This window comes from Yinghuangia aomiensis (assembly GCF_039542225.1).
GTDB lineage: Bacteria > Actinomycetota > Actinomycetes > Streptomycetales > Streptomycetaceae > Yinghuangia > Yinghuangia aomiensis.
Window position 1 is genome coordinate 37,794 of the sequence record NZ_BAABHS010000045.1, and the last position, 25,119, is coordinate 62,912.

A 25,119-nucleotide genomic window follows, 5' to 3' on the forward strand; every position below is an offset into this window, starting at 1 on the left:
GGAGGACGCACCGCCATGACCCTCGGCACGACCGCTCTCGTCACCGGCGCCGCGCGCGGCCTCGGCCGCAGCATCGCCGAACACCTCGCCGGGCAAGGCGCCTCGGTGGCGGTGCTCGGACGCACCGCGGAAAGCCTCGAGCCGGTACTGGCCGCCATCCGCGCCACGGGCGCGCGCGGCATCGCCGTGGTCGCCGACGTGACCGACCTGTCCGCGGTGACCGCGGCGGTCGCCGACGCCGAAGCCGCACTCGGCCCGCTGGACCTGGTGGTCAACAACGCGGGCCTCATCGACGACAGCGAAGTGCCGTTCTGGGAGACCGATCCGGACCGCTGGTGGGCGGTCGTGGAGACGAACCTGCGCGGCCCGGCGAACATCGACCGTGCGGTCATCCCCGGCATGCTGGCCCGTGGCCGCGGCCGCATCGTCAACATCAACAGCGGCTTCGCGCTCCGCACCGACCCGAACTACTCGGCCTACAGCACCTCCAAGGCCGCACTGCTGCGGCTCAGTGACGCCATGGCCGGTCCCCTGGCCGAGCGCGGCGTGTACCTCTTCGACGTCTCGCCGGGCGCGGTCGCCACCGACATGACCGCCGGCATGGCGATGTTCGAGGGCAAGAGCGACTGGTACGACAAGCAGCGGATCCTCGCTGCGGTCACCGCCGTCGCCGAAGGCAAGGTCGACACCCTCGCCGGGCGGTTCCTGCACGCGGGCAAGGACGACATCGTGAAGCTGGCCGCGGAACGCGCCGACGACATCGCCGAACGCGACGCGCGTCGCCTGCACCTGCGCCCGTACGGCGACGACGACCCGGAAGGCTGAGCCCGCCGTCCGCCCGAGAACCGGCAACCGGCAACCGGACGTAGACAAGCAACGCGAAGGGCCCCGCGGCTCCCCCGATCAGGGGAAGCCGCGGGGCCCTTCGGCGTTCGTGCGTATGCGTGGCTGCGTTACGCCCCGCGCAGCACCGCGCCCGTGCGCTCCGCCGCGAGCGCCACCGCGGCGTCGCGCGCCGCCGTGGCCTCCTCGACGGTGAGCGTGCGGTCCGCCGCGCGGAAGCGCAGCGCGTACGCGAGGGACTTGCGGCCTTCGCCGATCTGCTCGCCGGTGAACACGTCGAACAGGCGCAGCGACTCCAGCAGCGCGCCCGCGCCGTCGCGCAGCGCCGCCTCGACCGCGGCGGCCGACACCTCCGCGTCGACGACCAGCGCGACGTCCTGCGTGGCGATCGGGAACGACCCGATGTGCCCGGACACCGCGTGGTTCTCGCCGCCTTCCAGGCCGGCGGTCAGCGCGTCGAGGTTCAGCTCCATCGCACAGGTGCGCTCCGGAAGCTGCAGCGCCTTGACGACGCGCGGGTGGAGTTCGCCCGCGTGCCCGACGACGGTGTCGCCGACCACGAGTTCGGCGCAGCGGCCCGGGTGCCACGGCGCGTACTGGCCCTGGCGCACGGTGAGTTCGACGCCCGCGGCGGCCGCCACGGTGCGCGCGGCCTCGACCGCGTCGGCCCACGACGCCCGGCGGCCCGCGCCCCACCAGCCGGCCGGCTCGCGCTCGCCCGCCAGCACCGCGGCCACATGGTACGGCTGCTCGGGCAGCGCCGCGGCCAGCGACGCGAGTTCGGCGTCGGTCGGACGGCGGTCCACCGGCAGCCGCGGCGCGACGGGGCGCTCGGCCTTCGGGTGGAACACCAGCCCGCCCTCGAACAGCGCCACGTCGGTGTTGCCGCGGCCCACGTTGCGGCGCAGCGCGCCCAGCAGGCCCGGCAGCATCGTGGTGCGCAGCCCGGGCTCCTCGTCGGAGATCGGGTTGACCAGCTTGACCGTCATGCGGCGCGGGTCGGACGCGTCGAGGCCGAAGCCGTCGAAGACCGCGTCGCCGACGAACGGGTAGTCGAGGACCTCGTTGTACCCGTCGGCGGCGAGCGCCCGGCCGACCCGGCGGCGCAGCCGCTGCCCGGCGGTCAGGCCGCGTCCGGCCGGCACCTGCGGCAGCGCCGAGGGGACGGCGTCGTAGCCTTCGAGCCGGATGACCTCTTCGGCGAGGTCGTTCGGGTCGGTCAGGTCGGGACGCCAGGTCGGCGGGGTGACGGTGAGCGCGTCGATGCCTTCGACCGTGCAGCCGACCTCCTGGAGGCGCTGCGCGACGGTCTCCGGCGCGTACGGCACACCGGCGACGCGCGCCGGGTGGTCCGCGGCGATGCCGATGCGGACCGGCTCGCGCGGCGCGTCGACCTCGGTGACGCCGGCCTCGGCGACCGCGCCTTCGCCGCCCAGCAGCACGAGCAGGTCGACGGCGCGCTGCGCCGCGGCCCGGGCCGCCTCGGGGTCGACGCCGCGCTCGAACCGGCGGGACGCCTCGGAGCCGAGCTTGTGGCGGCGCGCGGTGCGGGCGATCGCGACCGGGTCGAAGTTGGCGGCCTCGATGACGATGTCGGTCGTGTCGATGCCGATTTCGGTGGTCGCGCCGCCCATCACGCCGGCCAGGCCGATGGCGCCCGAGGCGTCGGTGATGAGCAGGTCCTCGCGGTCGAGGATCCGCTCGACGCCGTCCAGCGTGCGGAGCTTCTCGCCCGCGTGGGCGCGGCGCACGGTGATCGTCCCGTCGAGGCGGGCGCGGTCGTAGGCGTGCAGCGGCTGGCCGATTTCGAGCATCACGTAGTTGGTGATGTCGACGGCGAGCGAGATCGGCCGCATGCCGGCCATCTGCACGCGGCGCTGGAGCCAGAGCGGCGACGGCGCGGACGGGTCGATGCCGATGACGGTGCGCGCCACGAAGCGGCGGCAGCCGTCCGCGTCGTCGACCGCGACCGGGTAGCCGTAGGCGTTCGCGGCGGGCACGTCGAGCAGCGCCGGGTCGCGCAGCGGGATGCCGTAGGCGATGGCGGCCTCGCGGGCGACGCCGCGCAGCGACAGGCAGTAGCCGCGGTCGGGGGTGACGGCGATGTCGAGGACCTCGTCGACGAGCCCGAGGAGTTCGATCGCGTCGGCGCCGACCTCGGCCTCGATCGGCAGCACGATGATGCCGTCGTGGTCGTCGCCCATGCCGAGTTCGCGGGCCGAGCAGATCATGCCCTCGGACGTCTTGCCGTACGTCTTGCGCGCGGCGATCTCGAACCCGCCCGGCAGCACGCCGCCGGGGAGGATGACGACGACCTTGTCGCCTTCCTCGAAGTTGCGCGCGCCGCACACGATGTTCTGCGGCTCGCCGGTGCCGTTGGCGTCGCCGACGTCGACCTGGCAGTACCGGATCGGCTTCTTGAACTCGGTGAGTTCCTCGACGGCCAGGACCTGGCCCACGACGAGCGGGCCCTTGAGGTCGGCGCCGAGCCGGTCGACGGTCTCGACCTCGAGGCCGAGGCCGATGAGCTTGGCCGCGACGTCCCGGCCGGACTCGCCGGCCGGCAGGTCGACGTACTCCCGCAGCCACGAAAGCGGGACCCGCATCAGATCTCCATCCCGAACGGAAGGGTGAAACGCACGTCACCCTCGACCATGTCCCGCATGTCTTCGACGCTGTGCCGGAACATCAGGGTGCGTTCCAGGCCCATGCCGAAGGCGAAACCGCTGTACACGTCTGGGTCGATGCCGCACGCGATCAGCACGCGCGGGTTGACCATGCCGCAGCCGCCCCACTCGATCCAGCCCTCGGACTTGCAGGTCCGGCACGGGTTGTCGGGGTCGCCCACCGACGCGCCGCGGCACACGAAGCACTGCAGGTCGACCTCGGCCGACGGCTCGGTGAACGGGAAGTACGACGGGCGCATCCGGGTCACCAGGCCCTCGCCGAACATCGACGCGGCGAAGTGGTCGAGCGTGCCCTTGAGGTGCGCCATGGTCAGGCCGCGGTCCACCGCAAGGCCCTCGACCTGGCCGAACACCGGGGTGTGCGTGGCGTCCAGCTCGTCGGTGCGGTACACGCGGCCCGGGCAGATCACGTAGATCGGCGGGGTGCGGGTGAGCATCGAGCGGATCTGCACCGGCGAGGTGTGGGTGCGCAGCACGACGCCCGAGTCCGGGGTGCCGTCGGCGGCCTGCACGAAGAACGTGTCCTGCATGGTGCGCGCCGGGTGGTCCGGGGCGATGTTGAGGGCGTCGAAGTTGTACCACTCGGCCTCGACCTCGGGGCCTTCGGCGATCTCGTAGCCCATCGCGACGAACACGTCGCCGATGCGCTCGGACAGCGTCGTCAGCGGGTGCCGGGCGCCGCGCGCGGCGCGGTCCCACGGCAGTGTGACGTCGACGGTCTCCTCGACCAGGACGCGGGCGTCGCGTTCCGCCTCGAGCACCTCGCGGCGGGCGGCGAGGGCCTGGTTGACCTGGCCCCGGGCCTGCCCGACGCGCTTGCCGGCCTCGGCCTTGGCCTGCGGCGGCAGCGCGCCGATCTCGCGGTTGGCGAGCGCCAGCGGCGACCGGTCCCCGGTGTGCGCGATCTTGGCCTCGTGGAGGGCGTCCAGGTCACCTGCGGCGGCGAACGCGGCAAGGGCGGCATCGCGCGCCTTGTCGACCTCCTCCGGTTTCAGCGACTCCACCTCGACCGGGTCGTACGACTTGTTCGGTGCCGACATCTTCTTCCAGTGCTCCTGTAGGGATTCTCGCCCGCACGGGCGTCCGGTCGAAGCCGGGCGGCTCGTGGCGCCGACGGCGTTCCGCGCGCGCGGCAGAGGCGCACGGGAGGCACGGGGCGACGGGTCGAGTCTAGGCGAATCGAGGCGGCCACCCGGAACCTGCCCGCACCCCGGACAGCTCGGGGATTGCGGCGTCGTCCGGGTGCGGCCCGACATGGTCGCGGCACAGCCCGCGGGGTGGTCGTCCGGTGCGGCGTTTTGCGGCTTCCACGGCCGCGCACGCTCAGGTCAGGACGTCCGGCATCCCCGCGGGCAGCCGAAATCGGAACCGGGCCCCGCCGCTCGCGGCACGCCCGACGTCGATGGTCCCGCTGTGCGCTTCGACGAGGCCCTTGACGATGTAGAGGCCGAGTCCGGTGCCGCCGCGCCGGTTGCCGCGCCAGAAGCGCGTGAAGACCCGGCCGAGCAACTCGTCCGGGATACCCGGGCCCTCGTCGCTCACCGTGATCTCCGTCCCTTCCTCGCCGTCCTCGTCACCCGCGCCTGCCTCGCCCGCCTCGCCCGTCGCCGGGTCGTCGGACGCGTCCGCGCCCAGACGGATGCGGGTCATCTCGATGGTGACGGTTCCGGCGCCGTGGCGCACCGCGTTTTCCAGCAGGTTGCCGAGGATCTGGTCGAGCTTGTCGCGGTCCATCCAGGTCTGCGGCAGTCCCGGCTCGGCACGCACCACGAACCGGTCGGCGGGGTGCCCCGCGGTGACCATCGCCCGCACGTGCCGGTCGACCGCTTCGCGCAGGTCGACGACCTGGCGGTGCAGCTGGAGCCGGCCCGAGTCGATCCGGGAGATGTCGAGCAGCTCGGTGATCAGCCGCGTCACCCGGTCCGCGTCCGCGTCGACGGTCTCCAGCATCAGCCGCTTCTGCTCGTCGGTGAACCGCTCCCACTTGCGCAGCAGCGTCGCGGTGAAACCCTTCACACTGGTCAGCGGCGACCGCAGCTCGTGCGCGACGGTGGCGACCAGTTCGGCGTGGTTCCGCTCGCTGCGGCGCCGCGCGGAGGTGCAGCGCAGGCCGACGACGACGTGCGTGACCGGGGTGTTGGCGCCGTTCTCCCGCACGTAGGACGCGGTCACCAGGACCTCGCGCCCGGCCAGCAGAAGGTTGCGCTCCGGCTGCCGGGTGCGGATGCCGAGGCCGCCGAACGGGTCGGTGCACACCCACCAGCGCCGCCCGTCGATGTCCTCGAGCGGCAGCGCGTCGGACAAATGCTTGCCGAGGGCGTCGGCGGCCTTGATGCCGGTGATGCGGACGGCGGCCGCGTTGAAGCAGCACACGGTGCCGGACGCATCGGCGATCACCAGCCCGTCGGGCAGCGCATCCGCGGTGAGCCCGCACAGCGCCGCGGCACCGGGGCCGGGGTCGCCTCCGGGTGGAACTCCCGTGCCCGGCACGGAAACCGGATCACCGGCCGGGGCCGGGTGCGGAATACCCGGCCCGTCCACGCCCGTGCGTCCACCTGCCGCGTGCAGATCCGCGTCCACGCCCACCGGCCCCCTTCCGACCTCGTACGGCCGAGGGATTGCAGCATTCCGTGGCCCCCCGCGGAACGGCATACCCCTATGAAGCAGATGCTCCGGGCCGGTCACACTACTCCAACGGGCCGCCCGGCTCGACAGTCACGCGACCGCTTTTCCTTGCGCGCCCCTGGCGAACCGGGCGCACGCCGGAGTACGCCGGTCAGCGGGCAGCGCCCCCGGCGCGCAAGGTCCGGCATCCGGAACTCCCGCGCTGCGCCCGCGCGGACGCATACAGGCACACGGCCGCGGCGGTCGCGAGGTTCAGACTCTCCGCCCGGCCGTGGATCGGCACCCGCACGACCGCGTCGGCCAACGCCCGCGTCTCCTCGGGCAGTCCCCACGCCTCGTTGCCGAAAATCCAGGCCGTCGGCCCGTCCAGCCCGCCCGCGTCGATCTCCTCGTCCAGGTCGGACTCCCCCGCCCCGTCGGCGGCGAGGATCCGCAGCCCGGCAGCCCGCAACTGCGCGATGGTGTCCTCGATCCGGGCCCCGACCGCGACCGGCAGGTGGAACAGGCTGCCCACGGACGCGCGCACCGTCTTCGGGTTGTACAGGTCCACGGACGCGTCGGTCAGCACCACCGCTTCGGCACCGGCCGCATCGGCGGCGCGCAGCACCGTCCCGGCGTTGCCCGGGTCGCGCACGTGCGCCAGCACGGCGACCAGATCGGGCGGGGCGTCCGCGGTGAGCGACGCCAAGGGCACGTCCACGAACCGGCACAGGCCGACGATCCCCTGCGGGGTGACCGTCTGGCTGATCGCCGCGATGACATCCGTGCTCGCGCTCAGCACCGGTACCTTCTGCGCCCGGGCCAGGTCGATGATGTCCGGGTAGCGCTCGGCGGTCTCCGCGGTCGCGTACAGCTCGACCAGCGTGCCCGGCAGCGCGGCGGCTTCCCGCACCGCCTGCGGGCCCTCGGCGAGGAACCGCCGCTCGCCCGCCCGGTGCGCCCGCTTGGCCAGCCGCCTGGCCGCCGCCACACGCGGCGAGCGGGTGGACGTCAGCTCGGGACTCGGCATACGGAAAACCGTTTCTGGGCGAGGGCGTTCGGGCGGAAGGCGGAGCCGGCGGCCGTGCCTGCCCGGCCGGGGCGGGTCGGTATCCGGCCCCGGGGCGACGGGCGCGTTTCGCATCGGCCGCAAATGCACCGGTGGGCCCCCACCGACCCGCGCCGCCGTACCGGAGTACGGGGGCGGCGTCCGTGGAGGCCCTCCGGAAAATCGGCCCCGAGGGGCCGCGTCCACCGGCCCGCCTACGTGCGACGGGCTTGGGACGGCAAGCCTCAGGCGGCTTCCTTCGGCGCGTTGACGTCCTCCGGAAGAGCCTTCTGGGCCGCCTCGACGAGCGCCGCGAACGCCGTCGGGTCGTTGACCGCGAGCTCGGCCAGCATCTTGCGGTCGATCTCGATGCTGGCGGCCTTCAGACCCTGGATGAAGCGGTTGTAGGTGATGCCGTTCAGACGCGCGGCAGCGTTGATGCGCTGGATCCACAGCTGACGGAAGTCGCCCTTGCGCTTCTTGCGGTCGTTGTAGTTGTAGACCAGGGAGTGGGTGACCTGCTCCTTGGCCTTGCGGTAGAGGCGCGAACGCTGACCGCGGTAGCCGCTCGCCTGCTCGAGGATTGCGCGGCGCTTCTTCTGGGCGTTGACCGACCGCTTGACGCGTGCCACTTGATGAACTCCTTGACTTCAGACCGGGGCGTGGTGGAAGCCCCGACCCGGGGTACGACTGGGACCGGCGCCCGCCGCTCCCGCCGGCTCACGCTCGGCGGGGCAGGCGCACGTGGCTCACTTGCCGAGCAGCTTCTTGATCTTCTTGGCGTCACCCGGAGCCATCTCGACGGTGCCCGCAAGGCGGCGGGTCAGCGTCGACGGCTTGTGCTCGAGCAGGTGGCGGCGGCCGGCGCGCTGACGGAGCACCTTGCCGGAGCCGGTGATCTTGAAGCGCTTGCTGGCACCACTGTGCGTCTTGTTCTTCGGCATGTCGCCGCTGTCTCCTCGTCGTGCCGTGCCTGCCCGGCATCGCGCCGGGCAGGCACAGGTATGTAGGGAACTTCCTGGTCGCGGAACGACCGGGCCGATCAGGCCTGGTCCGCGGCGGCCGGAGCCTCCGCGGCTTCCGGCTCCTTGACGGCTTCCGGCGCCTCGGCGGCTTCCGGAGCCTCGGCCGCGTCCGTCGCCTCGTCGGCGGGGTCGGCCGGGGCCGACTCCTCGCCGCGGCGGGCCTGCTTGCGCGCCTCGGCGGCTTCGCGGGCCTCGGCCATGGCTTCGGTCTTCTTCTTGTGCGGACCGAGAACCATGATCATGTTGCGGCCGTCCTGCTTCGGGCTGGACTCGACGAAGCCCAGCTCCTGGACGTCCTCCGCGAGACGCTTCAGCAGTCGGAAGCCCAGCTCGGGGCGGGACTGCTCACGGCCGCGGAACATGATCGTGATCTTGACCTTGTCGCCCTGCTTCAGGAACCGCTCGACGTGACCCTTCTTGGTGTCGTAGTCGTGCGGATCGATCTTCGGCCGGAGCTTCATCTCCTTGATGACCGTGTGCGCCTGGTTCTTGCGCGCTTCACGGGCCTTCATGGCGGACTCGTACTTGAACTTGCCGTAGTCCATGAGCTTGCACACAGGCGGCCGGGCGTTGGCCGCGACCTCGACCAGGTCGAGGTCGTATTCCTGAGCCAGCTCCAGGGCCTTGGCAAGCGGGACGATCCCGACCTGCTCGCCGCTGGGACCGACGAGTCGCACCTCGGGGACGCGAATCCGGTCGTTGATGCGGGGCTCGGCGCTGATGGGGCCTCCTCGATTCCTGAAGTGGTCGGCGGTTCCGTCCCGCGGCCACGTACTCCTGCCGTTCGACCGACTTACGGGTCCATCCGTCACACCGGGCCGTTCAGACAAACGGCCCGACATGCGAAAAGCCCCGCACGGGACGCATGCGAGGCTCCATAACACCGGCGGCAGACGGCTTCTTCCCTTTCCGGGAATCCGCACACCTGCCCGGCCATCCGTGGATGACCGGTGCCGGACCGTGACCCGTCGACCGCGAGGCCGATCAGGTGGGAGACGGAGCCTCCGCTTGCGTGGCGGACACACGAAGTATCCGCTCGGTCGACGCACCACAATACCACCCGGCCGGATGAACCGGACACCGGGCGGCGTCGTGCCGGCGGGGGGAGTCTAGCGGGTCGGAAGGGGGCCGACGCCGCGAGCGGGGCCGCCCCGGCGTACTCCGGTCCCTCCGTCGCTGCCCTCCCCGGCCCCCGGGCCTCGGCCGCCGTCCGATGCCCGACACTGGTGCGCATGACCGACAGCGCACAGCAGCACTCCGCCTCCGCCGCCGACCCGTCCGATTCGGGTGAGGCGGTCGACGGGATGACCCGCGACCTCGCGGACGTCTCCGCGATGGAGGTGATCACCACCCTCGCCGTGCACCTCATGAGCGCGTCGGCGATCAAGCTGGGCCTCGCCGAGGACGGCGAGCAGCACAAGGACCTCGACGAAGCCCGCAAGCTCATCACCGCGCTGGCCGGCCTCGTCACCGCGGGCGCCCCCGAGCTGGGCTCGCAGCACGCCGCTCCGCTCCGCGACGGCCTCAAGTCCCTCCAGCTCGCGTTCCGCGAGGCGTCGCTGATCCCGGACGAGCCGGGCAAGGGCCCGGGCGAGAAGTTCACCGGCCCGGTCTACGCCTGAGCGGAAGGCCGCCGAGCCACCCGGCCCCGCCGACGGGGCCGGGGCCCGGCTCGGCCGAGGCGAGGCCCGGCGAAGCGGGACCGCCGCCGCGCAGCGGGCCGGCCTCGTGGAGCAGCCCGACCGAGCAGCGCGGCCTCGGCCCCGGACGCGGCTGTGCACCGAACCCGGCTCCAGTCCGGATCCCGACGCCGCGCCACGCGCACCGTCTCCCGGCACCACTGCCTGTTTCCCCCCGGCGTCGGCACTCTGCCTCCCAGGTCACCGCCCGCCGGGCCACCAAGCCGACCACCACCCCGCGCCCCCCTGTGGACAAGACTCCGCACCTCTCAAGCCCACGCTGCTATACCTCGGCGGTTGGGGGAGCCAGCACCGGTATGACAACCCGACGATCATCCGCGGCCCGCTCCCGCCCCACCCCCGCGCACCCCGGCCGCCCCGCCCCAACCCGTTAGGGTCACCCCGTGGATTTCACCGGCAAGAGCATCCCCGACCCCGGCTTCTCCGGCGACGACGGCACCGCCGATCCCGCCCTGGCGTCGGCGCTCGCGAGCGGCGGGGACGTGGCCGGCGCCCTCGCCCACGCGCGGCTGCTGGTGCCGGTCGTGGCGATCCTCGGCGAGCTGGAGGACACCGCCCCGGGGGAACTCAAGCGCGAGAAGTCCAGCGACATGGCGGTCCCCACGATCGTCGGGCCCGACGGCCGCAAGGCGCTGCCCGCGTTCACCTCGACCGACGCGTTGACCCGCTGGCGTCCCGACGCCCGTCCCGTACCGGTCGATGCCCGCCGGGCCGCGCTCGCCACGTACTCCGAGGGCGCCGACACGCTGCTGCTCGACATGGCCGGCCCGGTCGCGTACGAACTCACCGGCGCCGCGCTCCGGGCCGTCGCCGAAGGCCGCCCGCTCGTGCCCGCGCACGAGGACCCCGAGGTCGCCGCCGCGGTACGCGCCGCCGTCGCCGCCGAACCCGTCGTCGAAGCCGCCTACTTGCGCCCGGCCGAAACAGCCGACGTCCAGCTCGCGCTCGTCGCGTCCGCCCCGCCGCAGGACATCACGGCCGCCGCGCGGCGGATCGCGGCGCGTCTCGCGGAAGCCGACGTCCTGCGCGGCCGGCTCACCCGCGGCCTCGACTTGGCCCTCCTCCCGCCGGGCACCCCCGCCCCCGGCCCCGCGCTGTACACCCGCTGAGCGGAGATGCCGCACGTGGCCTGACCACGGGGCCTCGTGCGGCATCCCGTCCGGGGCCCGCGGCCTCGCGGACGCGGACGACTCTCGCGATCAGTGTCGTCGGCCGCCTCCACGCCGCGGATCAGGCCGCGTACGGCCCAATCCCTCGAACGAGATTCAGGCTAGGCACCCCGCCCGGGACCGGACGCCGAACCCTCAGACGTCACCCCTACGAGTGATCCACAAACGTCGGCAACTCCCCTGCCCGCCACCAGCGTTGACCAGGGCATCGAGCCCGCTCACCACCCTTCGGGCAACCCCAGCCGCCGGTACCGCGCCAGCCGCCGCGCCAGCCGCGTCCCCGGGTCGAGGGTGTGCAGTCCCGCCAGTTCCTCCGCAAGCGTGTCCGCCACGCGCCGGACGAACGGCTCCGGTTCCGCGGCCGCGTCCGGGAGTTCGGGGACGATCCGGTCGACGATGCCGTGCGCGTGCAGGTCCGCCGCGCGGATGCCTTGGCGTTCGGCGATCTCGGCCGCGCGGTCGGTCGTGCGGTACAGGATCGCCGACGCCCCCTCGGGCGGCAGCGGCGACAGCCACCCGTGCTCGGCGCACAGCACCCGGTCGGCAGGGAGCAGGGCCAGCGCGCCGCCGCCCGCGCCTTGGCCGAGCAGCAGGCACACGGTCGGCGCGGGCAGCATCACGAGTTCGGCGAGGCAGCGGGCGATCTCCCCGGCCAGGCCGCCTTGTTCCGCGTCCGCGGAGAGCGCCGCGCCGGCGGTGTCGACGACGGTGACGAGCGGCAGGCCGAGGTCGGCGGCGAGCCGCATGCCCCGCCGGGCCTGGCGCAGCCCGGCGGGGCCGAACGGGCCGTACTCGCTCTGCCGGGTCCGGTCCTGGCCCAGCACCACGCACGGCGCGCCGGGCCGATCCCCGAACCGTGCCAGAGCCAGGCGCAGCGACGGCTCGCTCTCGCCTTCGCCGGTGCCGCGCAGCGGCGTCACCGAGCGCGCCCCGTGCCGCAGGAGCGTGCGCAGCCCCGGCCGCCGGGGATCGCGCGACCGGCGGACGCTCTCCCACGCCGGAGTGTCCGCGGGCGTACGCCCCTCCATCCGCGCCCCTGACATGCCCTCCGGCGCGCCCCCGGCCGCGGCGCCCGCGCGCTCCGGACCATCCCCGAGGCCGCCTCCGGCTCCCGGGTCCCCCAGCACGTCGAACACCCGCACGACCACGTCCCGGAGCTGCTCCGGGGCGACCACCGCGTCGATCAGCCCGTGCTCGTACAGGTTCTCGGCGACCTGGACGCCTTGCGGGAACGGTTCGCCGTTCAGCGCCTCGAACACGCGCGGCCCGAGGAATCCGATGAGCGCCCCGGGCTCGGCCGCGGTGACATGCCCGAGCGACCCCCATGACGCGAACACGCCGCCCGTCGTGGGGTGGCGCAGATAGACGAGGTAGGGGAGCCCAGCGGCCTTGTGTGCCGCCACCGCCGCCGAGATCTTCACCATCTGCAGGAAGGCGACCGTCCCCTCTTGCATCCGGGTGCCGCCCGACGTCGGCGAGGCCACGAGCGGGAGCCGCTCGGCACTCGCCCGCTCGATCGCCCGCACGAGCTTCTCCGCCGCCGCGACGCCGATCGAGCCGGCCAGGAAGCCGAACTCGCAGGCGACCACCGCGACGCGCCGCCCGTCGATGCGCCCCTCCCCCGTGACCAGCGCTTCGTCCAGCCCGGTGCGGTCGCGGGCGGCCTGCAGGTCGGCGGCGTAGGCGGCGTCGACGGAGTCCGGTTCGGGTGCCGGGTCCGACCACGCGGCGAAGCTGTCCGGGTCCAGCACCCGATCGATCAGGTCCAGGGCTCGTACGTGCATCGATCCGCCTCCCGGGGCCGCGTCCGGCGGGGACGGCGCCGCGCCCGCCGCCCCACGTTGCCGACCAGTCCTCGAACAGTCCTCGAACGCCTGTCGATCGACTGTCGATCGCTTGTCGATCACTTGCACGGTATCCACGCGGCTCCCCACCTACCCCTCGGTAACCCGATCTGGCAGGCTTCCTGCATGGCCAGCCTCACCGCCGCGCGCGTCAGCCCATCCGTCCCCGGCGCCGACCTCGTCGCCGACCGGGCGCGCTACGACCGCGCCACCGCGCACCTCGACGCCCCGTTCGCGATCGTCGACCTGGAGGCCTTCCGCGCCAATGCGGCGGACCTCGTGCGGCGCGCCTCGGGCATGCCGATCCGGATCGCGAGCAAGTCGGTGCGCTGCCTTCCGCTGCTGCGCGAGGCGCTGGCGATGGACGGCTTCGCGGGTGTCATGGCGTTCACCCTGCCCGAGGCCTTGTGGCTGTCCGACCAGGGCATCGACGACATCCTCGTCGCCTACCCGTCGACCGACCGCGAGGCCTACGCCCGCCTGGCCGCCGACCCGGTGGCCGCCTCCCGGATCACCGTCATGGTCGACGACGTCGCCCAGCTCGACTTCATCGACCGCGCCCGCGGCGCCGGCCGGGAGCGCCTGCGCGTGTGCGTGGACATCGACTGCTCGTGGCAGCCGTTCGGCGGCAAGGTCCGGGTCGGGGCGCACCGGTCGCCGCTGCACTCGCCCGACCAGGTCGCGGAGGTGGCGGCGCGGGTGGCCGAGCGGCCGCAGTTCCGCCTGGTGGGGCTGATGGCCTACGAGGCGCACATCGCGGGCGTGGGCGACGCGCCGCAGGGCCGTGCGCTGTACGGCCGCGCGATCCGGTTCATGCAGGCCCGCGCGGGTGCCGAACTGGCGGCGCGGCGTGCGGAGATCGTGCGCGCGGTACACGAGGTCGGGCCGCTGGAGTTCGTGAACGGCGGCGGCACGGGCAGCATCGAGCGCACCCGGTCGGAAGCGGCGGTCACCGAAGTCGCCGCGGGATCAGGCCTGTTCCAGCCGCGGCTGTTCGACCACTACACGTCGTTCCGGGGCCGTCCGGCGGCGTTGTTCGCCCTGCCGGTCGTGCGGCGTCCCGGGGTGGGCTGGGTGTCGGTGCTCGGCGGCGGCTACCACGCGTCGGGAGCACCGGGGAGCGACCGGCTGCCGACGCCGTACCTGCCGGAGGGGCTCGCGTACGACCCGCAGGAAGGCGCGGGCGAGGTCCAGACGCCGCTGCGCGGGGCGGCGGCCGACGACCTGCTGATCGGCGACCGGGTGTGGTTCCGGCACGCGAAGGCCGGCGAACTGTGCGAGCGCTTCGATGTGCTGCATGTGGTGGAGGGCGACCGGGTCGTCGAGACGGTGCCGACGTACCGCGGCGAGGGCAAGACGTTCCTCTGACCGCATTCGAACGAGTAGGGGCACAAGGGGTGCGCAGTGGGCGGCCAACCGGTCGCCAACTGCCCGCCAACCGGGCGCCAACCATCTGACGGGTCGTCACCCATCGCCGCGGCGCCCTCACCGATCGTCCACCGACACGGTTGGTATGCCCGGATTTTCGTGATCAAGGTGCCGCGCAAACCGGTTGTTCCGGACAAGGTGCCAGGTCCGGCGCAACACGAATGGTCCTGGGACTATCTCCGGGGGCCGCAATGCATCAGAATGCACTCGGCGCCGTGAGGTTCCACTCCTGTCCCGACCACGGAAAGGTCGAGGCCATGGTCGCGCGGCTCGGCATGCTCGGTCAGGAACACCCCGTCACCGGGGTGACCATCTGGCGCGGGTGCGCCGTCGTTCATCTGCATGGCGAACTGGATCTGCACAACGCACCGCTTCTGCATCGGACGCTCATCGATCTCGTCGACGGCGGATGCCGTCGCGTGGTGGTCGACGCCACCGCGCTCACGTTCTGCGACTCGGTGGGGCTCGGGGTGCTGATCGACGCGTTCAAAGCCATGCACGCGTGCGGCGGGGGACTGCGCCTGGCGGCGCCGGACCGGCACGTCCGCGCGACGCTGCGCATGACGGGGCTGATCGACATCCTCGGCGTCCGCGACACGCTCCAGGAAGTTCTGGACGAGTTCTCGGTCTAGCCCGCGGGTTCTCCCCAAGTCGGACGAAATCGGCTCGCCGCGGCCTCCGCCGTCGCGCACAATCGCCGCATGATCTCCGAGCTGTGGCCGCTCTTCGGCCTGCGCCTCACCACCCCGCGCCTGGAACTCCGCCTGCCGCGCGAGGCGGACTTCGCCGGGCTGTGCGCGGCGGCCGCCCGCGGCATCCACGACGACGGGTTCATGCCGTTCACCTTCCCGTGGTCGAACCTGCCGGAGCCGGCCCGCACCCGGGGCGCGCTGCAGCACCACTGGCGCTCGTGGGCCGCTTGGCAGCCCGAAGACTGGGCCCTCCACCTGCTCGTCGTCCACGACGGCACGCCGATCGGCTCGCAGGAAATCGCCGCCCGCAACTTCGCCGCCCGCCGCGAGGTCTCCACCGGCTCCTGGCTCGAACGCGCCCACCAGGACCGCGGCCTCGGCACCGAAATGCGCGCCGCGGTCCTCCACTTGGCCTTCGTCGCCCTCAACGCCCGCTGGGCGGTCTCCGCGGCCTTCACCGACAACCCGCGCTCCTTGGCCGTCTCCCGCAAACTCGGCTACCGCGACGACGGCCGGGAGATCCCCGACAACCCCGGCACCCCGCCCCGCATGCTCCAACGCCTCCGCCTCGCCCGCCTGGACTGGCAGGCCCACCGGCGCGTCCCCGTGGAGATCCACGGCTTCGAGACCTGCCGGACGATGTTCGGCCTGGGCGACGAAAGACCCCGCGGCCTGGCGTAACACCCACGCCCAACAAGACTGCACAAGCAACGCCGCACCGACGAGCAACGCGGGTTCCGCGCGGGTCACCGCCGGCGGCAAAGCGACCGCAGGCGCGAAGCCCCCGCCGCACGGGGCAGCCCTTGGGGGAACGCGCGTGCGGCACATGGGCCCAGCGCACAACGCGGCACCGCACGCGCGGCTGCGCGCCCCGTGCAGTCGGACCGGTGGGGTGCAACGCGCGCTCACAGCACCGCCAGGCGCACCCACCCCGGCGCCCGCGCCCCCGTGGGGCCGGGCACGGCTGTCGCCGCCGGCACGCACCCCGCCTCGACATGCTCGCGCTCGACTCCCCCGTCGACACGACCTCCTGCGAGCGGACCTCGCTGACAGGACAGCCGCGAAAGCGATCCAGGGGGTGTGAAGGGCGATGGCGTGGAAAGGGCGCGCGGCTTGGCCCAGCGGCCGAACAAGGCGGCACGAGCAGCGCCGCATCGACGAGCAACAGGGGGCGCAGCACACGACGCGGCCGCGCGCCGCCGACTCGTCCCCGTGGGATCACCTGCCGAGCCGCGCCCGTCCCCACACGCACACGGACCCGCCGCACGGCAGGCGCCCCTCCCAGGGCCCTGCCACGTCGGCCGTCATCACCCCCACGCAGCCATGCGCCCAGCTCTCGCGTCCACGGAACCGCCGCGTGGACCGTGACCGCCCTGCCGCGCGCGGGCCGCCCGGCCGTCCTCCCCCGCCGAAGCCCCAGGCCCCGGGTCCACACGCCGCCCCCTCCCTACCCCCACCGCGTGCCGCGTCCTCCCCCCGTCACACCCGTGCGGCACGATAGGCGCGTGCCTCGACAACTCATGCTGCTCGATACCGCCTCGCTCTACTTCCGTGCCTACTTCGGGGTGCCCGAGTCGGTGAAGGCGCCGGACGGGACTCCGGTCAACGCGGTCCGCGGGCTGCTCGACTTCATCTCGCGGCTCGTCGCCGACCACCGCCCCGACGCGCTGGTGGCGTGCTGGGACGACGACTGGCGGCCGCAGTTCCGGGTGGACGCCATCCCGTCGTACAAAGCCCACCGGGTGGCGGAGTTCGTCGAAGGCGACGCCCCCGATGCGGAGGAAGTCCCCGACACGCTCTCCCCGCAGGTGCCGATCATCGTGGACGTGCTGGAGGCGTTCGGCATCGCCCGCGTCGGCGCGGCCGGGTACGAGGCCGACGACGTCATCGGCACGCTCGCGACCGCGTCCACCGCCGATGCCACGCTCGTGGTGACCGGCGACCGCGACCTGTTCCAGCTCGTCGACGACGCCCGCGGCGTGCGCGTGCTGTACCCCGTCAAGGGCGTCGGCGACCCGGCGGTCATCGACGACGCCGCCGTGCTGGAGCGCTACGGCGTCCCGGCGTCGGCCTACGCCGACTTCGCGATCCTGCGCGGCGATCCGAGCGACGGCCTGCCCGGCGTGAAGGGCATCGGCGAGAAGACGGCCGCGCAGCTCATCGGCGAGTACGGGGACCTGGCCGGCGTCCGCCGCGCAGCCGCGGACCCGAAGGCCAAGCTGACGCCCGGCCGCCGCAAGGCGCTCCTCGAAGCGTCCGACTACCTCGACGTCGCCCCGCTGGTCGTGAACGTCGCCAAGGACGTCCCGATCCCGGCAGGCTTCGACCCGGCTGTGCCGAAGGCCCCCCGCGACCCCCACGCCGTCGGCGCCCTCGCCGAGCGCTGGGGCCTCGGCGGCGCGGTCACCCGCCTGACCGGGACCCTCGCCGACAACTGACCCCAGCGGACCCCGAACCCCCCGAGCGCCCTGCGCCGGGGGGTTTTCGCTGCCCGCACGCGCCTCGCGCCGCATCCTCGCCGCGTTGGCTTTGTTCATGGGAAGTAGCAACGGTTCGACAGCAGTTCTGGAGCCCGCCGGGATTCGCCAGGGATGATGTTCACGAGTTCTGGGATCACGTGCCCTCTTGCGTTGCGAGCATGGGAGTGCTCGGCGTGGTGAGGGGGCGCGGTGCCTCGGGACGTAAAGGTCGATCTGTAAGCGGCGATCCGGCGTGACTACCGCGCGGGGGCGACGAAGCGTGCCGTGATGCGGCGGTACAACGTCGGGTACGCCACGGTGTCGAAGGCCGTGGGTTCGGCGTGGCCTGAGCCGCGGAAGGTGATGCCGGCCCGGCGGACGCGGCTGGACCCGTTCAAGCTGGCGGTCGACGCGATGCTGCGTGCGGATTTGGACGCGCCGCGCAAGCAGCGGCACACGGTGACGCGGATCTTCCACCGGCTGTTGGACGAGTACGGCGCCGAGGGGATCTCGTATCCGATGGTGCGCCGGTATGTGAAGGAGCGTCGTCCACAGATCCGTGCCGCGGCGGGCCTTGGGGTGGACGAGGCGTTCGTCCCGCAGTCGCACCCGCCGGGGATGGAGGCGGAGGTCGACTTCGGGGATGTGAAGGTGCGCCTGGGCGGTGAGCTGGTGACCTGCTACCTGTTCGCGTTCCGGTTGTCGTTCTCGGGCAGGTCGGTGCACCGGGTGTTCGCCTCGGGCGGTCAGGAGGCGTTCTTCGAGGGCCATGTGCATGCGCTGCGGACGCTGGGCGGGGTGCCGCGGGGCAAGGTGCGGTACGACAACTTGAAGGCGGCGGTCGCGCAGGTGCTGGGGTTCACGCGGCACCGGGTGGAGACGGCGCGGTGGACGGCGTTCAAGTCGCACTACGGCTTGGAGAGCTTCTATTGCCGCCCGGGGCTTGCCGGGGCGCACGAGAAGGGCGGGGTGGAGGGGCAGATCGGCTGGTACCGGCGCAACCACTTCGTGCCGGTGCCCGAGGTGGCGTCGCTGACCGAGTTGAACGCGCTCGTCGAGCAGTGGGACGCCGGCGACGACGCGCGGCGGATCGGCGCGCGGCCGCACACGGTCGGCGAGGCCTTCGCCCTGGAGCGGGAGCTGCTGGCGCCGTTGCCGGAGGAGGAGTTCGAGACCGGGCTGCAGTTGCGGCCGCGGGTGGACCGGTACGGGCAGGTCTCGGTGCGGATGAACCGGTACTCGGTGCCGGTGCGGTTGGTCGGCCGCCGGGTCCAGGTGGTGCTGCACGCCTCGCACCTGGTCGTCTACGACAACGGCGTGGAAGTCGCCCGCCACGAGCGCCTGACCGGCAAGCTCCGGACCCGCCTTGAGCTGGACCACTACCTCGAAGCCCTAATCCGCAAGCCCGGCGCGCTGCCGGGCGCGACGGCGCTGGAGCAGGCCCGCGCGGCGGGCCGGTTCACCCCGCTGCACGACGCGTGGTGGGACGCCGCCCGCGCCGCGCACGGCGAGCGCGAGGGCACCCGCGCACTGATCGACGTGCTGCTACTCGGTCGGGCGATCGGCCATGAGCACCTGGTCACCGGGCTGGCCGCCGCGCTGCGGGTCGGCGCCCTGACCGCGGACGCGGTCGCGTTGGAGGCCCGCAAGGCCGCCCAGGCCGACGACGAAGCGGCTGAGCCCGCGGTGGACGCGGCGCAGGCGGCGAACGTGACGTTCCTGGCCCAATGGCGGCTGTCTCATCTTCCGCCGGATACCCGGCCGCTGCCGTCGGTGGCGGCGTACGACCAGTTGCTGCGCCGCCGGGCCGGCGGCGCACGCCGCGAAGGAGAATCCGGATGACCCTGCCCCGCCAGCGCGGCATGACCGAGCAGGCCGCCGACACTGCGATCGACCAGGCGTGCAAGGTGCTGCGCTTGCCGACGGTGCGCGCGGAGTTCCGCGACGCCGCGTCCCGCAGCGCCAAGGATCAGCTCACGTATCTGGGCTACCTGGCCGAGTTGCTGCTCGCCGAGTGCGACGACCGCGCGCGGCGCCGCTCGGAGCGGCGGATCAAGGCCGCCGGGTTCCCGCGGGACAAGTCCCTGCGGACGTTCGAGTACGCGGCGAACCCGAACATCGACCCGGCCGTGGTCAACACCCTCGCCAAGTGCGAATGGGTCAAGAAGGGCCAGCCGCTGTGCCTGATCGGCGACTCGGGCACCGGCAAGTCGCACCTGCTGATCGCGCTGGGCACCGAGGCGGCGATGGCCGGCCACCGCGTGCGCTACACCCTGGCCACGAAACTGGTGAACGAGCTGGTGGAAGCTGCGGACGACAAGCAGCTGGCCAAGACGATCGCCCGCTACGGCCGCGTCGATCTTCTCTGTATCGATGAGCTGGGCTATATGGAACTCGACCGCAAGGGCGCCGAGTTGCTGTTCCAGGTTTTGACCGAGCGGGAGGAGAAGGCGTCCGTGGCGATCGCCTCGAACGAGGCCTTCGGGGGATGGACGAAGACGTTCACCGACCCCAGGTTGTGCGCGGCGATCGTGGACCGGCTGACCTTCGGCGGGAACATCATCGAGACCGGCACCGACTCGTACCGCTTCGCGCAGACCCGGGCCCGCGCCGAACAGGCCGGCGCGGGCTGAGTCGGGTCGGTCATGCGCGGGCGGGTGCGGCGCGGTCGATGACGGTCATTTCCTCTTCGAGGGTGGCGGGGACCTGGTGGACGTCGGCAGTGATCCCGGCGTCGCGGAGGGCCTGGGCGACGGTGTCGGGCGGGGTGTCGGCAAGGCGTACGCGGGTGCCGGTGAGGGTGACGGGAAGTCCGGCGTTGTCGAGGGCGGCGAAGGCGCCGGCCCAGTGCGGGGTGTCGACTTCGCAGGCGGTGGTGTCGCCGATGATGTCCTTCTCGGTGCCGGCGGCTACGGCTTTGCCTCGGGACATGAGGATGAGGCGGTCGCACTGCTGGGCTTCTTGCATGTAGTGGGTGGTGACCAGGATGCCGGTGCCGGCATCGGCCTGGTCGTGGACGGCGTCCCACAGCCGGGCCCGTGCGAGGGGGTCGACGCCGGAGGTGGGTTCGTCCAGGACGAGGAGTTCGGGGTGGTGCGCGAGCGCGATGGCGAACGCAAGCTGGCGCTGCAGGCCGAGGCCGATCTCGCCGACGGGCCGGTGCCGGACGGCAGCCAGCCCCGGGTCGAGGTCGGGGGGCGGGTTGCCGAACGCGGCGGCGGCGAAGGTGATGTTCTCGTCGACGGTGAGGGTCTGCCACAGCCCCAGTCCCTGGGGGACGTAGCCGAGGCGGGCGCGGGTGGTGCGGTCCGGGGTGCGGCCGAACGCGGCGACGCTGCCCTCGGTCGGCAGGGCCAGGCCGAGGAGGACGCGGATCAGGGTGGTCTTCCCGGCGCCGTTCGCGCCGAGGAGGCCGACGATCTCGCCGGGTTCGACGTGCATGGTGACGGTGTCGACGGCGGTGAAGTCCCCGAAGCGCTTGGTCACCCGGTCCGCGCGGATCAGGACGTCTGCGGCGGTCATGCGGTGGTCTCCGGAGTGCGGTCGGCGAAGGTGAAGGCGATCACGGCGTCCTCCATGTCCGGGGCGACGGCCTGTTCGCCGGGCCCTGGAGGGCCGGGATGCCAGGAGCGGGTGGCATGCCCGCGGCGCCAGGACAGTTCCGGGCGACCGGCGGGGCGGTCCCCGGTGGTCACCGTTCCCGGGGTGCGGGCCAGGATGTCGGCGGGGGCGCCCATGGCAAGGGCGTGGCCTTGGTCCAGGACCAGGCAGGTGGAGGCGCGTTCGGCTTCGTCGAGGTAGGTGGTGGCCATGACCACCGCGGTGCCGTCGGCGGCGGCGCGGGAGATCAGCCGCCACAGGTCGACGCGGCTGACCGGGTCCACCCCGGTGCTCGGCTCGTCCAGGACCAGCAGCTTGGGTTCGTGCAGGATCGCGAGGCAGAACGCGAGCTTTTGCCGCATGCCGCCGGACAAGGCGCCGGCGAGCCGGTCTTCGGCGTGGTCGAGGCCTGCGGTGCGCAGCAGGTGGGCCCGGCGCTGGTCGTAGGCGGGCCCGGCGAGGTGGTAGGCGGCGGCGACGAACGCGAGGTTCTCCGCCACGGTGAGGTCCTGCCACACCCCCGACGCGCCGGTCGGCATGAACCCGCAGTCCGCGGTCGCCGGTGCCTCGACACGGCCGGACTGGGGGCGGATCCGGCCGACCAGGGTCCGCAGCAGCGTGGTCTTGCCCGCGCCGTCCCCGCCGACCACCGCGGCGACCTGACCCGGCACCGCGGCGAGCGAGACCGCGTCCAGCGCGGTGGTGGCGCCGAACGCCACGGTCACCTCGCGCGCCCCCCAGTTCTGTGTCGCGTTGCCTGAGCCCGGGACGGCGGGCGTCATCGGGCCTCTCCCGCGGAAGCGGGCACACGGGCGGTGCCGGCGGGGGTCTTGCCGGTGCCCTTGGGGGCGGCGGGGGCCAGGTCGCGGCGGAACCGCAGCACCGCGGCGGTGAACACCACCACCGCCATGCCGGCCAGCACGGCGAGCGGCATGACGAGGGAGTCGATGGGCGCGTCGCGGAGCATGACGCCGTTGGAGATCAGGTTGAAGTAGGTGAGCGGGAACAGGTAGCCGATCCACCGCACTCCGGCGGCCATCGCCTCCAGCGGGAAGATCATGCCGGACAGCAGGATCTGCGGCATCAGCGTGAGCAGCGCCATCTGCATGGCCTGGCCCTGGTTCTGCGAGAACGAGGAGATCAGCACGCCGATCCCCAGCACGGTGAACAGGAACAGCGCGGACCCGAGCGCCAGCACCGCCACACTGCCGGTGAACGGCACCCCGAACAGCAGGCAGCCGAGCACGGTCACCAGGATCATGTCGACCGCGGCGAGCACGAAGTACGGCGCGATCTTCCCGACGATCACATCCGAGGCCTTGAACGGCATCACCGCCAACTGCTCCAGGGTCCCGGCCTGCCGCTCACGGACCAGGCCGATCGCCGTGATGATCGTCCCGATGAACGCCATGATCATCCCAATGAGCGCCGGCACCATCACCCACGACGTCTTCAGCTGCGGGTTGAACAGGACATTCGGCTTCAGCGCCCCGCCGCTCGCCAGCGCCGCGGAGGCCGCAGCCTGCGCGGAGAACAGGTTCGACCCGTCGATCATCACCGTCGCCGGACCCGCGCCCGGCTGCGTGACCACCACCGCGCCCGCGTCCCGCGAGCGCAGCGCCTCACGCGCGTCGTCCGCGTCCCCCGACGGGTCCACCTTGGTCACGTCGTACGGGGCCTTCAGCGCGGCGGCGGTCTGCTCGGCCTGCGGCCCGTACACATAGGTGGGGACGTCGCTGACGCGGAAGTTCGCCGCGTACCCGAACACCACCAGCAGCACCAGCGGCAACGCGATGATCATCGCCATCGTGCGGCGGTCCCGCCGCAGCTCCAGGAACTCCTTGAGGATCATCGCCCACACAGGGCCCACCCGCCTCGTCCGCCAGGGCCCGTACATACGGGCGACCATCAGAATGCATATTCCGCAGAAAACGGTGCACTCCAGACGTATCGCATGTCGGAGCCCGGCCAGCGTAGGCGCGGCCCGAGACCAAATACAACGACTGTTTAATTTCGTTAGGCTTCCCCGGTGAACACCACCCCGCCGACCCGGCCCGATGTCCCGCCCGGTGCCGGGCGCCGCGGGCCCGGCCGGCCGCCGGGTGCCCGGACGGGCGACCGCGGCACCCGGGACCGCATCCTCGAAGCCGCCCGCCGACAGTTCGCCCAAGGCACCTACGCCACGACCACCATCCGCGCCGTCGCCGCCGCGGCCGACGTCAACCCCGCCCTGGTCATCCACTACTTCGGCAGCAAACGCGACCTGTTCGCCGCCACCCTGCGCCTGCCTCTGCACCTGCGCGAACAGATCGCCGCACTCGTGCGCACCGACCCCGACCACGCCGGCGAGCACCTGGTCCGCCTCTACCTGCGGCTGTGGCAGGACCCGATCGCCCGCGCCCCGATCGCCGCGATGATCCGCTCGGTGTTCTCCGACCCCGACGCCGCCGAAGCCTTCGGCGCGTTCGTGTCCGACCACATGGTCGGCCCCCTCGTCGCCGCCCTCGGCCGCGACCAACCCGCCCTGCGCGTCAGCCTCGTCGCCGGGCACCTCGTCGGCCTCGCCGTCGGCCGCCACATCCTCGGCGTCACCCCCCTCGCCAACGCCGACACCGAGCACCTCACCGCCTGCGTCGCCCCCGTCATCCAGCACTACCTCACCGGGCCACTCCCACCGCCGACTCCCTGAAGCAGCCCCGGCATCACCCAGGTCGCAGGCTGTTCCTAAAACTCGTGAACATCCCGACCTGCTTCAGCAGGTCCGCCGTTCCTGGACCGGCGAACAAACGCTTCCGGTTCTCGTGGACGAAGCCACCGCGTCCCGGCACGGCCCGGCACGACCCGGCGCAGAGTGCCTCCAGTGCACCAAAGGAAGGTAAAGCCCCCACTCGTACGGGTCACCCGGGATGCGCGCCCGGCGCACAACGGAATGTGATCCAGGTCACATCAAAAAGTGTCATGCGGTCGCGTCACTTCTCCGAGGGTGCCCGGTCTCCCTTGGCATGGGTACCGAGTGTGACATCGCATCGACCGCCGACCCCGACTGGCTGCGGGGCGAGTGGCACCGTGTGACGCGCCGGGCCGGCTGGCCCTCCCGCGTCGAATGGCACAGCGCGGCCGTCGAGCTGTGCATCGAATCCTTCGTGGCGACCGGCCACGTCCGATCGGCCTGTGCGGCCCTCGGCCGCGACCGGGCCGCCGCGGAGATTCCCCTGGACGTCGCCCTGTGCGAACTGGACGCGCTGTTCCTGTGCGCCCTGGCGCTCCCCGCGGACGCCTCCGTCGTCCAGGCCTACGTCTCCGCCCGCGTCCGCTCCACCGCGCCCGGCACGCTCCCGCCGGGCACCGACCCCCTCACCGAACTCCCGTCCGCCGCCCTCCTCCAACAGCGCCTCAAAGCGCGCACCGGCGCGGGCGAACGCACGCGCCTGCTCGTGGTGCAGCTCGAAATCCCCGAGACGCGCTACTGGCACCACATCCGGCACCTGCTGCTGACCGCCCGGCATATGGAACGCGCACTCGTCGAGGACGTGTACGCCGTCCCCGCCGGCCGCCTCATGGCCCTGGTCGACGGAGACGACCCCGCCCTCCCCGACCGCCTCGACCGGCTGTGCCGCGCCCCCGTCGACCCGCTCGGCGGCACGCAAGGCGCACCCGGACCCGTCCCTTCCGTACCGCGCCCGCACGTCCGGCTCGCGATCGAGCCCGGTATGCCCCAGGGGAGTTGAACGTGTCCCGCACCACCCTCACCAGCGGCGGCCGCACCCCCGGCCGCCGTACCGCCTCCCCCACGCAGCAAACCCGGCAACTCCCCGCCCCGCTCTTGCCGCCCGCGACGCGACGGCTCCTCCCCGACGCCGGCGCCGACGCGAGCCGCCGCACCGCACCGCCCCGCAACGCCGCGCGCTCCCCCTTCACCGCGCACCCCCACCCCGACCTTCGGTACGCCCCCCACCCCCACGCCCGACTCCCCCTCCCCGGCGTGCAGTCCGCGGCCCTCTCCCCCCGCCGCGCCACGCC

General features: G+C 72.9%; 23 protein-coding genes. 12 read left to right on the plus strand and 11 right to left on the minus strand.

What is annotated here, in order from left to right:
* Window positions 1–15 precede the first annotated feature (15 nt).
* Window positions 16–825 (plus strand): SDR family NAD(P)-dependent oxidoreductase, encoded by an 810-nt coding sequence (locus ABEA93_RS37020; protein ID WP_345680349.1) that lies wholly within the window; start codon window positions 16–18, stop codon window positions 823–825.
* A 128-nt stretch (window positions 826–953) separates the two neighbouring features.
* On the opposite strand, the gene pheT is transcribed toward ABEA93_RS37020, so the two are convergent.
* The 7 genes from pheT to infC form a co-directional block, all read right to left on the minus strand.
* Entirely contained in the window at window positions 954–3,449 is a 2,496-nt protein-coding gene (pheT, locus tag ABEA93_RS37025; RefSeq protein ID WP_345680350.1) for a phenylalanine--tRNA ligase subunit beta, read from the minus strand.
* Window positions 3,449–4,570: a phenylalanine--tRNA ligase subunit alpha gene (gene pheS, locus ABEA93_RS37030; RefSeq protein WP_345680351.1), complete on the minus strand. Its 1,122-nt coding sequence runs from the start codon at window positions 4,568–4,570 to the stop codon at window positions 3,449–3,451. Before pheS ends, pheT begins: the two co-directional genes overlap by 1 nt.
* 283 nt (window positions 4,571–4,853) lie before the next feature.
* A complete protein-coding gene (locus ABEA93_RS37035) occupies window positions 4,854–6,056 on the minus strand; it encodes a sensor histidine kinase (RefSeq protein WP_425585240.1) in 1,203 nt (400 codons plus the stop codon).
* A 250-nt stretch (window positions 6,057–6,306) separates the two neighbouring features.
* Window positions 6,307–7,164 (minus strand): TrmH family RNA methyltransferase, encoded by an 858-nt coding sequence (locus ABEA93_RS37040; RefSeq protein WP_345680352.1) that lies wholly within the window; start codon window positions 7,162–7,164, stop codon window positions 6,307–6,309.
* 263 nt (window positions 7,165–7,427) lie between these two features.
* The gene (gene rplT / locus ABEA93_RS37045) at window positions 7,428–7,814 is read right to left on the minus strand and encodes a 50S ribosomal protein L20 (RefSeq protein ID WP_345680353.1); all 387 of its coding nucleotides are present in this window, start codon (window positions 7,812–7,814) and stop codon (window positions 7,428–7,430) included.
* A gap of 117 nt (window positions 7,815–7,931) precedes the next feature.
* Window positions 7,932–8,126 carry a 50S ribosomal protein L35 gene (rpmI, locus tag ABEA93_RS37050; protein WP_345680354.1) on the minus strand — a complete coding sequence of 65 codons (195 nt, stop codon included), beginning with the start codon at window positions 8,124–8,126 and terminating at the stop codon, window positions 7,932–7,934.
* 98 nt (window positions 8,127–8,224) lie between these two features.
* Window positions 8,225–8,929, minus strand: a complete 705-nt coding sequence (gene infC / locus ABEA93_RS37055; RefSeq protein WP_345680374.1) for a translation initiation factor IF-3 — start codon at window positions 8,927–8,929, stop codon at window positions 8,225–8,227.
* Between the two features lie 510 nt (window positions 8,930–9,439).
* On the opposite strand from infC, the gene ABEA93_RS37060 reads away from it, so the two are divergent.
* Window positions 9,440–9,829: a DUF1844 domain-containing protein gene (locus ABEA93_RS37060; protein ID WP_345680355.1), complete on the plus strand. Its 390-nt coding sequence runs from the start codon at window positions 9,440–9,442 to the stop codon at window positions 9,827–9,829.
* Window positions 9,830–10,290: 461 nt separating this feature from the next.
* Window positions 10,291–11,016, plus strand: coding sequence for an SseB family protein (locus tag ABEA93_RS37065; RefSeq protein WP_345680356.1), 726 nt, complete (start codon window positions 10,291–10,293; stop codon window positions 11,014–11,016).
* 278 nt (window positions 11,017–11,294) lie between these two features.
* On the opposite strand, the gene ABEA93_RS37070 is transcribed toward ABEA93_RS37065, so the two are convergent.
* The gene (locus ABEA93_RS37070) at window positions 11,295–12,860 is read right to left on the minus strand and encodes a carboxyl transferase domain-containing protein (RefSeq protein ID WP_345680357.1); all 1,566 of its coding nucleotides are present in this window, start codon (window positions 12,858–12,860) and stop codon (window positions 11,295–11,297) included.
* Window positions 12,861–13,046: 186 nt separating this feature from the next.
* Here ABEA93_RS37070 and ABEA93_RS37075 point away from each other — a divergent pair, with 186 nt between their 5' ends.
* The 6 genes from ABEA93_RS37075 to istB all read left to right on the plus strand — a co-directional run bounded on the left by ABEA93_RS37075 (window position 13,047) and on the right by istB (window position 20,132).
* Window positions 13,047–14,288 (plus strand): amino acid deaminase/aldolase, encoded by a 1,242-nt coding sequence (locus tag ABEA93_RS37075; RefSeq protein ID WP_345680358.1) that lies wholly within the window; start codon window positions 13,047–13,049, stop codon window positions 14,286–14,288.
* Between the two features lie 317 nt (window positions 14,289–14,605).
* Complete coding sequence (locus ABEA93_RS37080; RefSeq protein WP_345680359.1) at window positions 14,606–14,980, plus strand: STAS domain-containing protein; 375 nt, start codon at window positions 14,606–14,608, stop codon at window positions 14,978–14,980.
* A gap of 69 nt (window positions 14,981–15,049) precedes the next feature.
* Window positions 15,050–15,721: a GNAT family N-acetyltransferase gene (locus tag ABEA93_RS37085; RefSeq protein ID WP_345680360.1), complete on the plus strand. Its 672-nt coding sequence runs from the start codon at window positions 15,050–15,052 to the stop codon at window positions 15,719–15,721.
* Window positions 15,722–16,545: 824 nt separating this feature from the next.
* Window positions 16,546–17,478: a 5'-3' exonuclease gene (locus ABEA93_RS37090; RefSeq protein ID WP_345680361.1), complete on the plus strand. Its 933-nt coding sequence runs from the start codon at window positions 16,546–16,548 to the stop codon at window positions 17,476–17,478.
* Between the two features lie 267 nt (window positions 17,479–17,745).
* A complete protein-coding gene (istA, locus tag ABEA93_RS37095; protein WP_345680375.1) occupies window positions 17,746–19,341 on the plus strand; it encodes an IS21 family transposase in 1,596 nt (531 codons plus the stop codon).
* Window positions 19,338–20,132 (plus strand): IS21-like element helper ATPase IstB, encoded by a 795-nt coding sequence (istB, locus tag ABEA93_RS37100; protein ID WP_345680362.1) that lies wholly within the window; start codon window positions 19,338–19,340, stop codon window positions 20,130–20,132. Before istA ends, istB begins: the two co-directional genes overlap by 4 nt.
* A 10-nt stretch (window positions 20,133–20,142) precedes the next feature.
* Here the strand turns inward: istB and ABEA93_RS37105 are convergent, their stop codons facing one another.
* From ABEA93_RS37105 to ABEA93_RS37115, 3 genes are read right to left on the minus strand one after another with little or no spacing between them, the layout of a single operon-like run.
* Window positions 20,143–21,021 (minus strand): ABC transporter ATP-binding protein, encoded by an 879-nt coding sequence (locus ABEA93_RS37105; protein WP_345680363.1) that lies wholly within the window; start codon window positions 21,019–21,021, stop codon window positions 20,143–20,145.
* The gene (locus tag ABEA93_RS37110; RefSeq protein WP_345680365.1) at window positions 21,018–21,881 is read right to left on the minus strand and encodes an ABC transporter ATP-binding protein; all 864 of its coding nucleotides are present in this window, start codon (window positions 21,879–21,881) and stop codon (window positions 21,018–21,020) included. Before ABEA93_RS37110 ends, ABEA93_RS37105 begins: the two co-directional genes overlap by 4 nt.
* On the minus strand, window positions 21,878–22,969 hold the full coding sequence (locus ABEA93_RS37115; protein ID WP_345680366.1) for an ABC transporter permease: 1,092 nt from the start codon (window positions 22,967–22,969) through the stop codon (window positions 21,878–21,880). Before ABEA93_RS37115 ends, ABEA93_RS37110 begins: the two co-directional genes overlap by 4 nt.
* A gap of 159 nt (window positions 22,970–23,128) precedes the next feature.
* Between ABEA93_RS37115 and ABEA93_RS37120 the strand changes: the two genes are divergently transcribed.
* The 3 genes from ABEA93_RS37120 to ABEA93_RS37130 all read left to right on the plus strand — a co-directional run.
* Complete coding sequence (locus ABEA93_RS37120) at window positions 23,129–23,788, plus strand: TetR/AcrR family transcriptional regulator (RefSeq protein WP_345680367.1); 660 nt, start codon at window positions 23,129–23,131, stop codon at window positions 23,786–23,788.
* Between the two features lie 313 nt (window positions 23,789–24,101).
* The gene (locus tag ABEA93_RS37125) at window positions 24,102–24,827 is read left to right on the plus strand and encodes a hypothetical protein (RefSeq protein WP_345680368.1); all 726 of its coding nucleotides are present in this window, start codon (window positions 24,102–24,104) and stop codon (window positions 24,825–24,827) included.
* Window positions 24,828–24,829: 2 nt separating this feature from the next.
* Window positions 24,830–25,119 (plus strand): hypothetical protein (locus ABEA93_RS37130; RefSeq protein WP_345680369.1); only part of this gene is annotated, 290 nt, incomplete at its 3' end.

Excerpts from the sequence above, each read along its gene's own strand:
- ABEA93_RS37070 (WP_345680357.1), bottom strand. The coding sequence starts at position 12,860 with ATGCACGTACGAGCCCTGGACCTGATCGATCGGGTGCTGGACCCGGAC.
- ABEA93_RS37080 (WP_345680359.1), top strand. The coding sequence starts at position 14,606 with ATGGTCGCGCGGCTCGGCATGCTCGGTCAGGAACACCCCGTCACCGGG.
- ABEA93_RS37125 (WP_345680368.1), top strand. The coding sequence starts at position 24,102 with ATGGGTACCGAGTGTGACATCGCATCGACCGCCGACCCCGACTGGCTG.
- pheS (WP_345680351.1), bottom strand. The coding sequence starts at position 4,570 with ATGTCGGCACCGAACAAGTCGTACGACCCGGTCGAGGTGGAGTCGCTG.
- ABEA93_RS37105 (WP_345680363.1), bottom strand. The coding sequence starts at position 21,021 with ATGACCGCCGCAGACGTCCTGATCCGCGCGGACCGGGTGACCAAGCGC.
- ABEA93_RS37085 (WP_345680360.1), top strand. The coding sequence starts at position 15,050 with ATGATCTCCGAGCTGTGGCCGCTCTTCGGCCTGCGCCTCACCACCCCG.
- ABEA93_RS37110 (WP_345680365.1), bottom strand. The coding sequence starts at position 21,881 with ATGACGCCCGCCGTCCCGGGCTCAGGCAACGCGACACAGAACTGGGGG.
- ABEA93_RS37060 (WP_345680355.1), top strand. The coding sequence starts at position 9,440 with ATGACCGACAGCGCACAGCAGCACTCCGCCTCCGCCGCCGACCCGTCC.
- ABEA93_RS37020 (WP_345680349.1), top strand. The coding sequence starts at position 16 with ATGACCCTCGGCACGACCGCTCTCGTCACCGGCGCCGCGCGCGGCCTC.
- pheT (WP_345680350.1), bottom strand. The coding sequence starts at position 3,449 with ATGCGGGTCCCGCTTTCGTGGCTGCGGGAGTACGTCGACCTGCCGGCC.
- istB (WP_345680362.1), top strand. The coding sequence starts at position 19,338 with ATGACCCTGCCCCGCCAGCGCGGCATGACCGAGCAGGCCGCCGACACT.
- ABEA93_RS37040 (WP_345680352.1), bottom strand. The coding sequence starts at position 7,164 with ATGCCGAGTCCCGAGCTGACGTCCACCCGCTCGCCGCGTGTGGCGGCG.
- ABEA93_RS37075 (WP_345680358.1), top strand. The coding sequence starts at position 13,047 with ATGGCCAGCCTCACCGCCGCGCGCGTCAGCCCATCCGTCCCCGGCGCC.
- rpmI (WP_345680354.1), bottom strand. The coding sequence starts at position 8,126 with ATGCCGAAGAACAAGACGCACAGTGGTGCCAGCAAGCGCTTCAAGATC.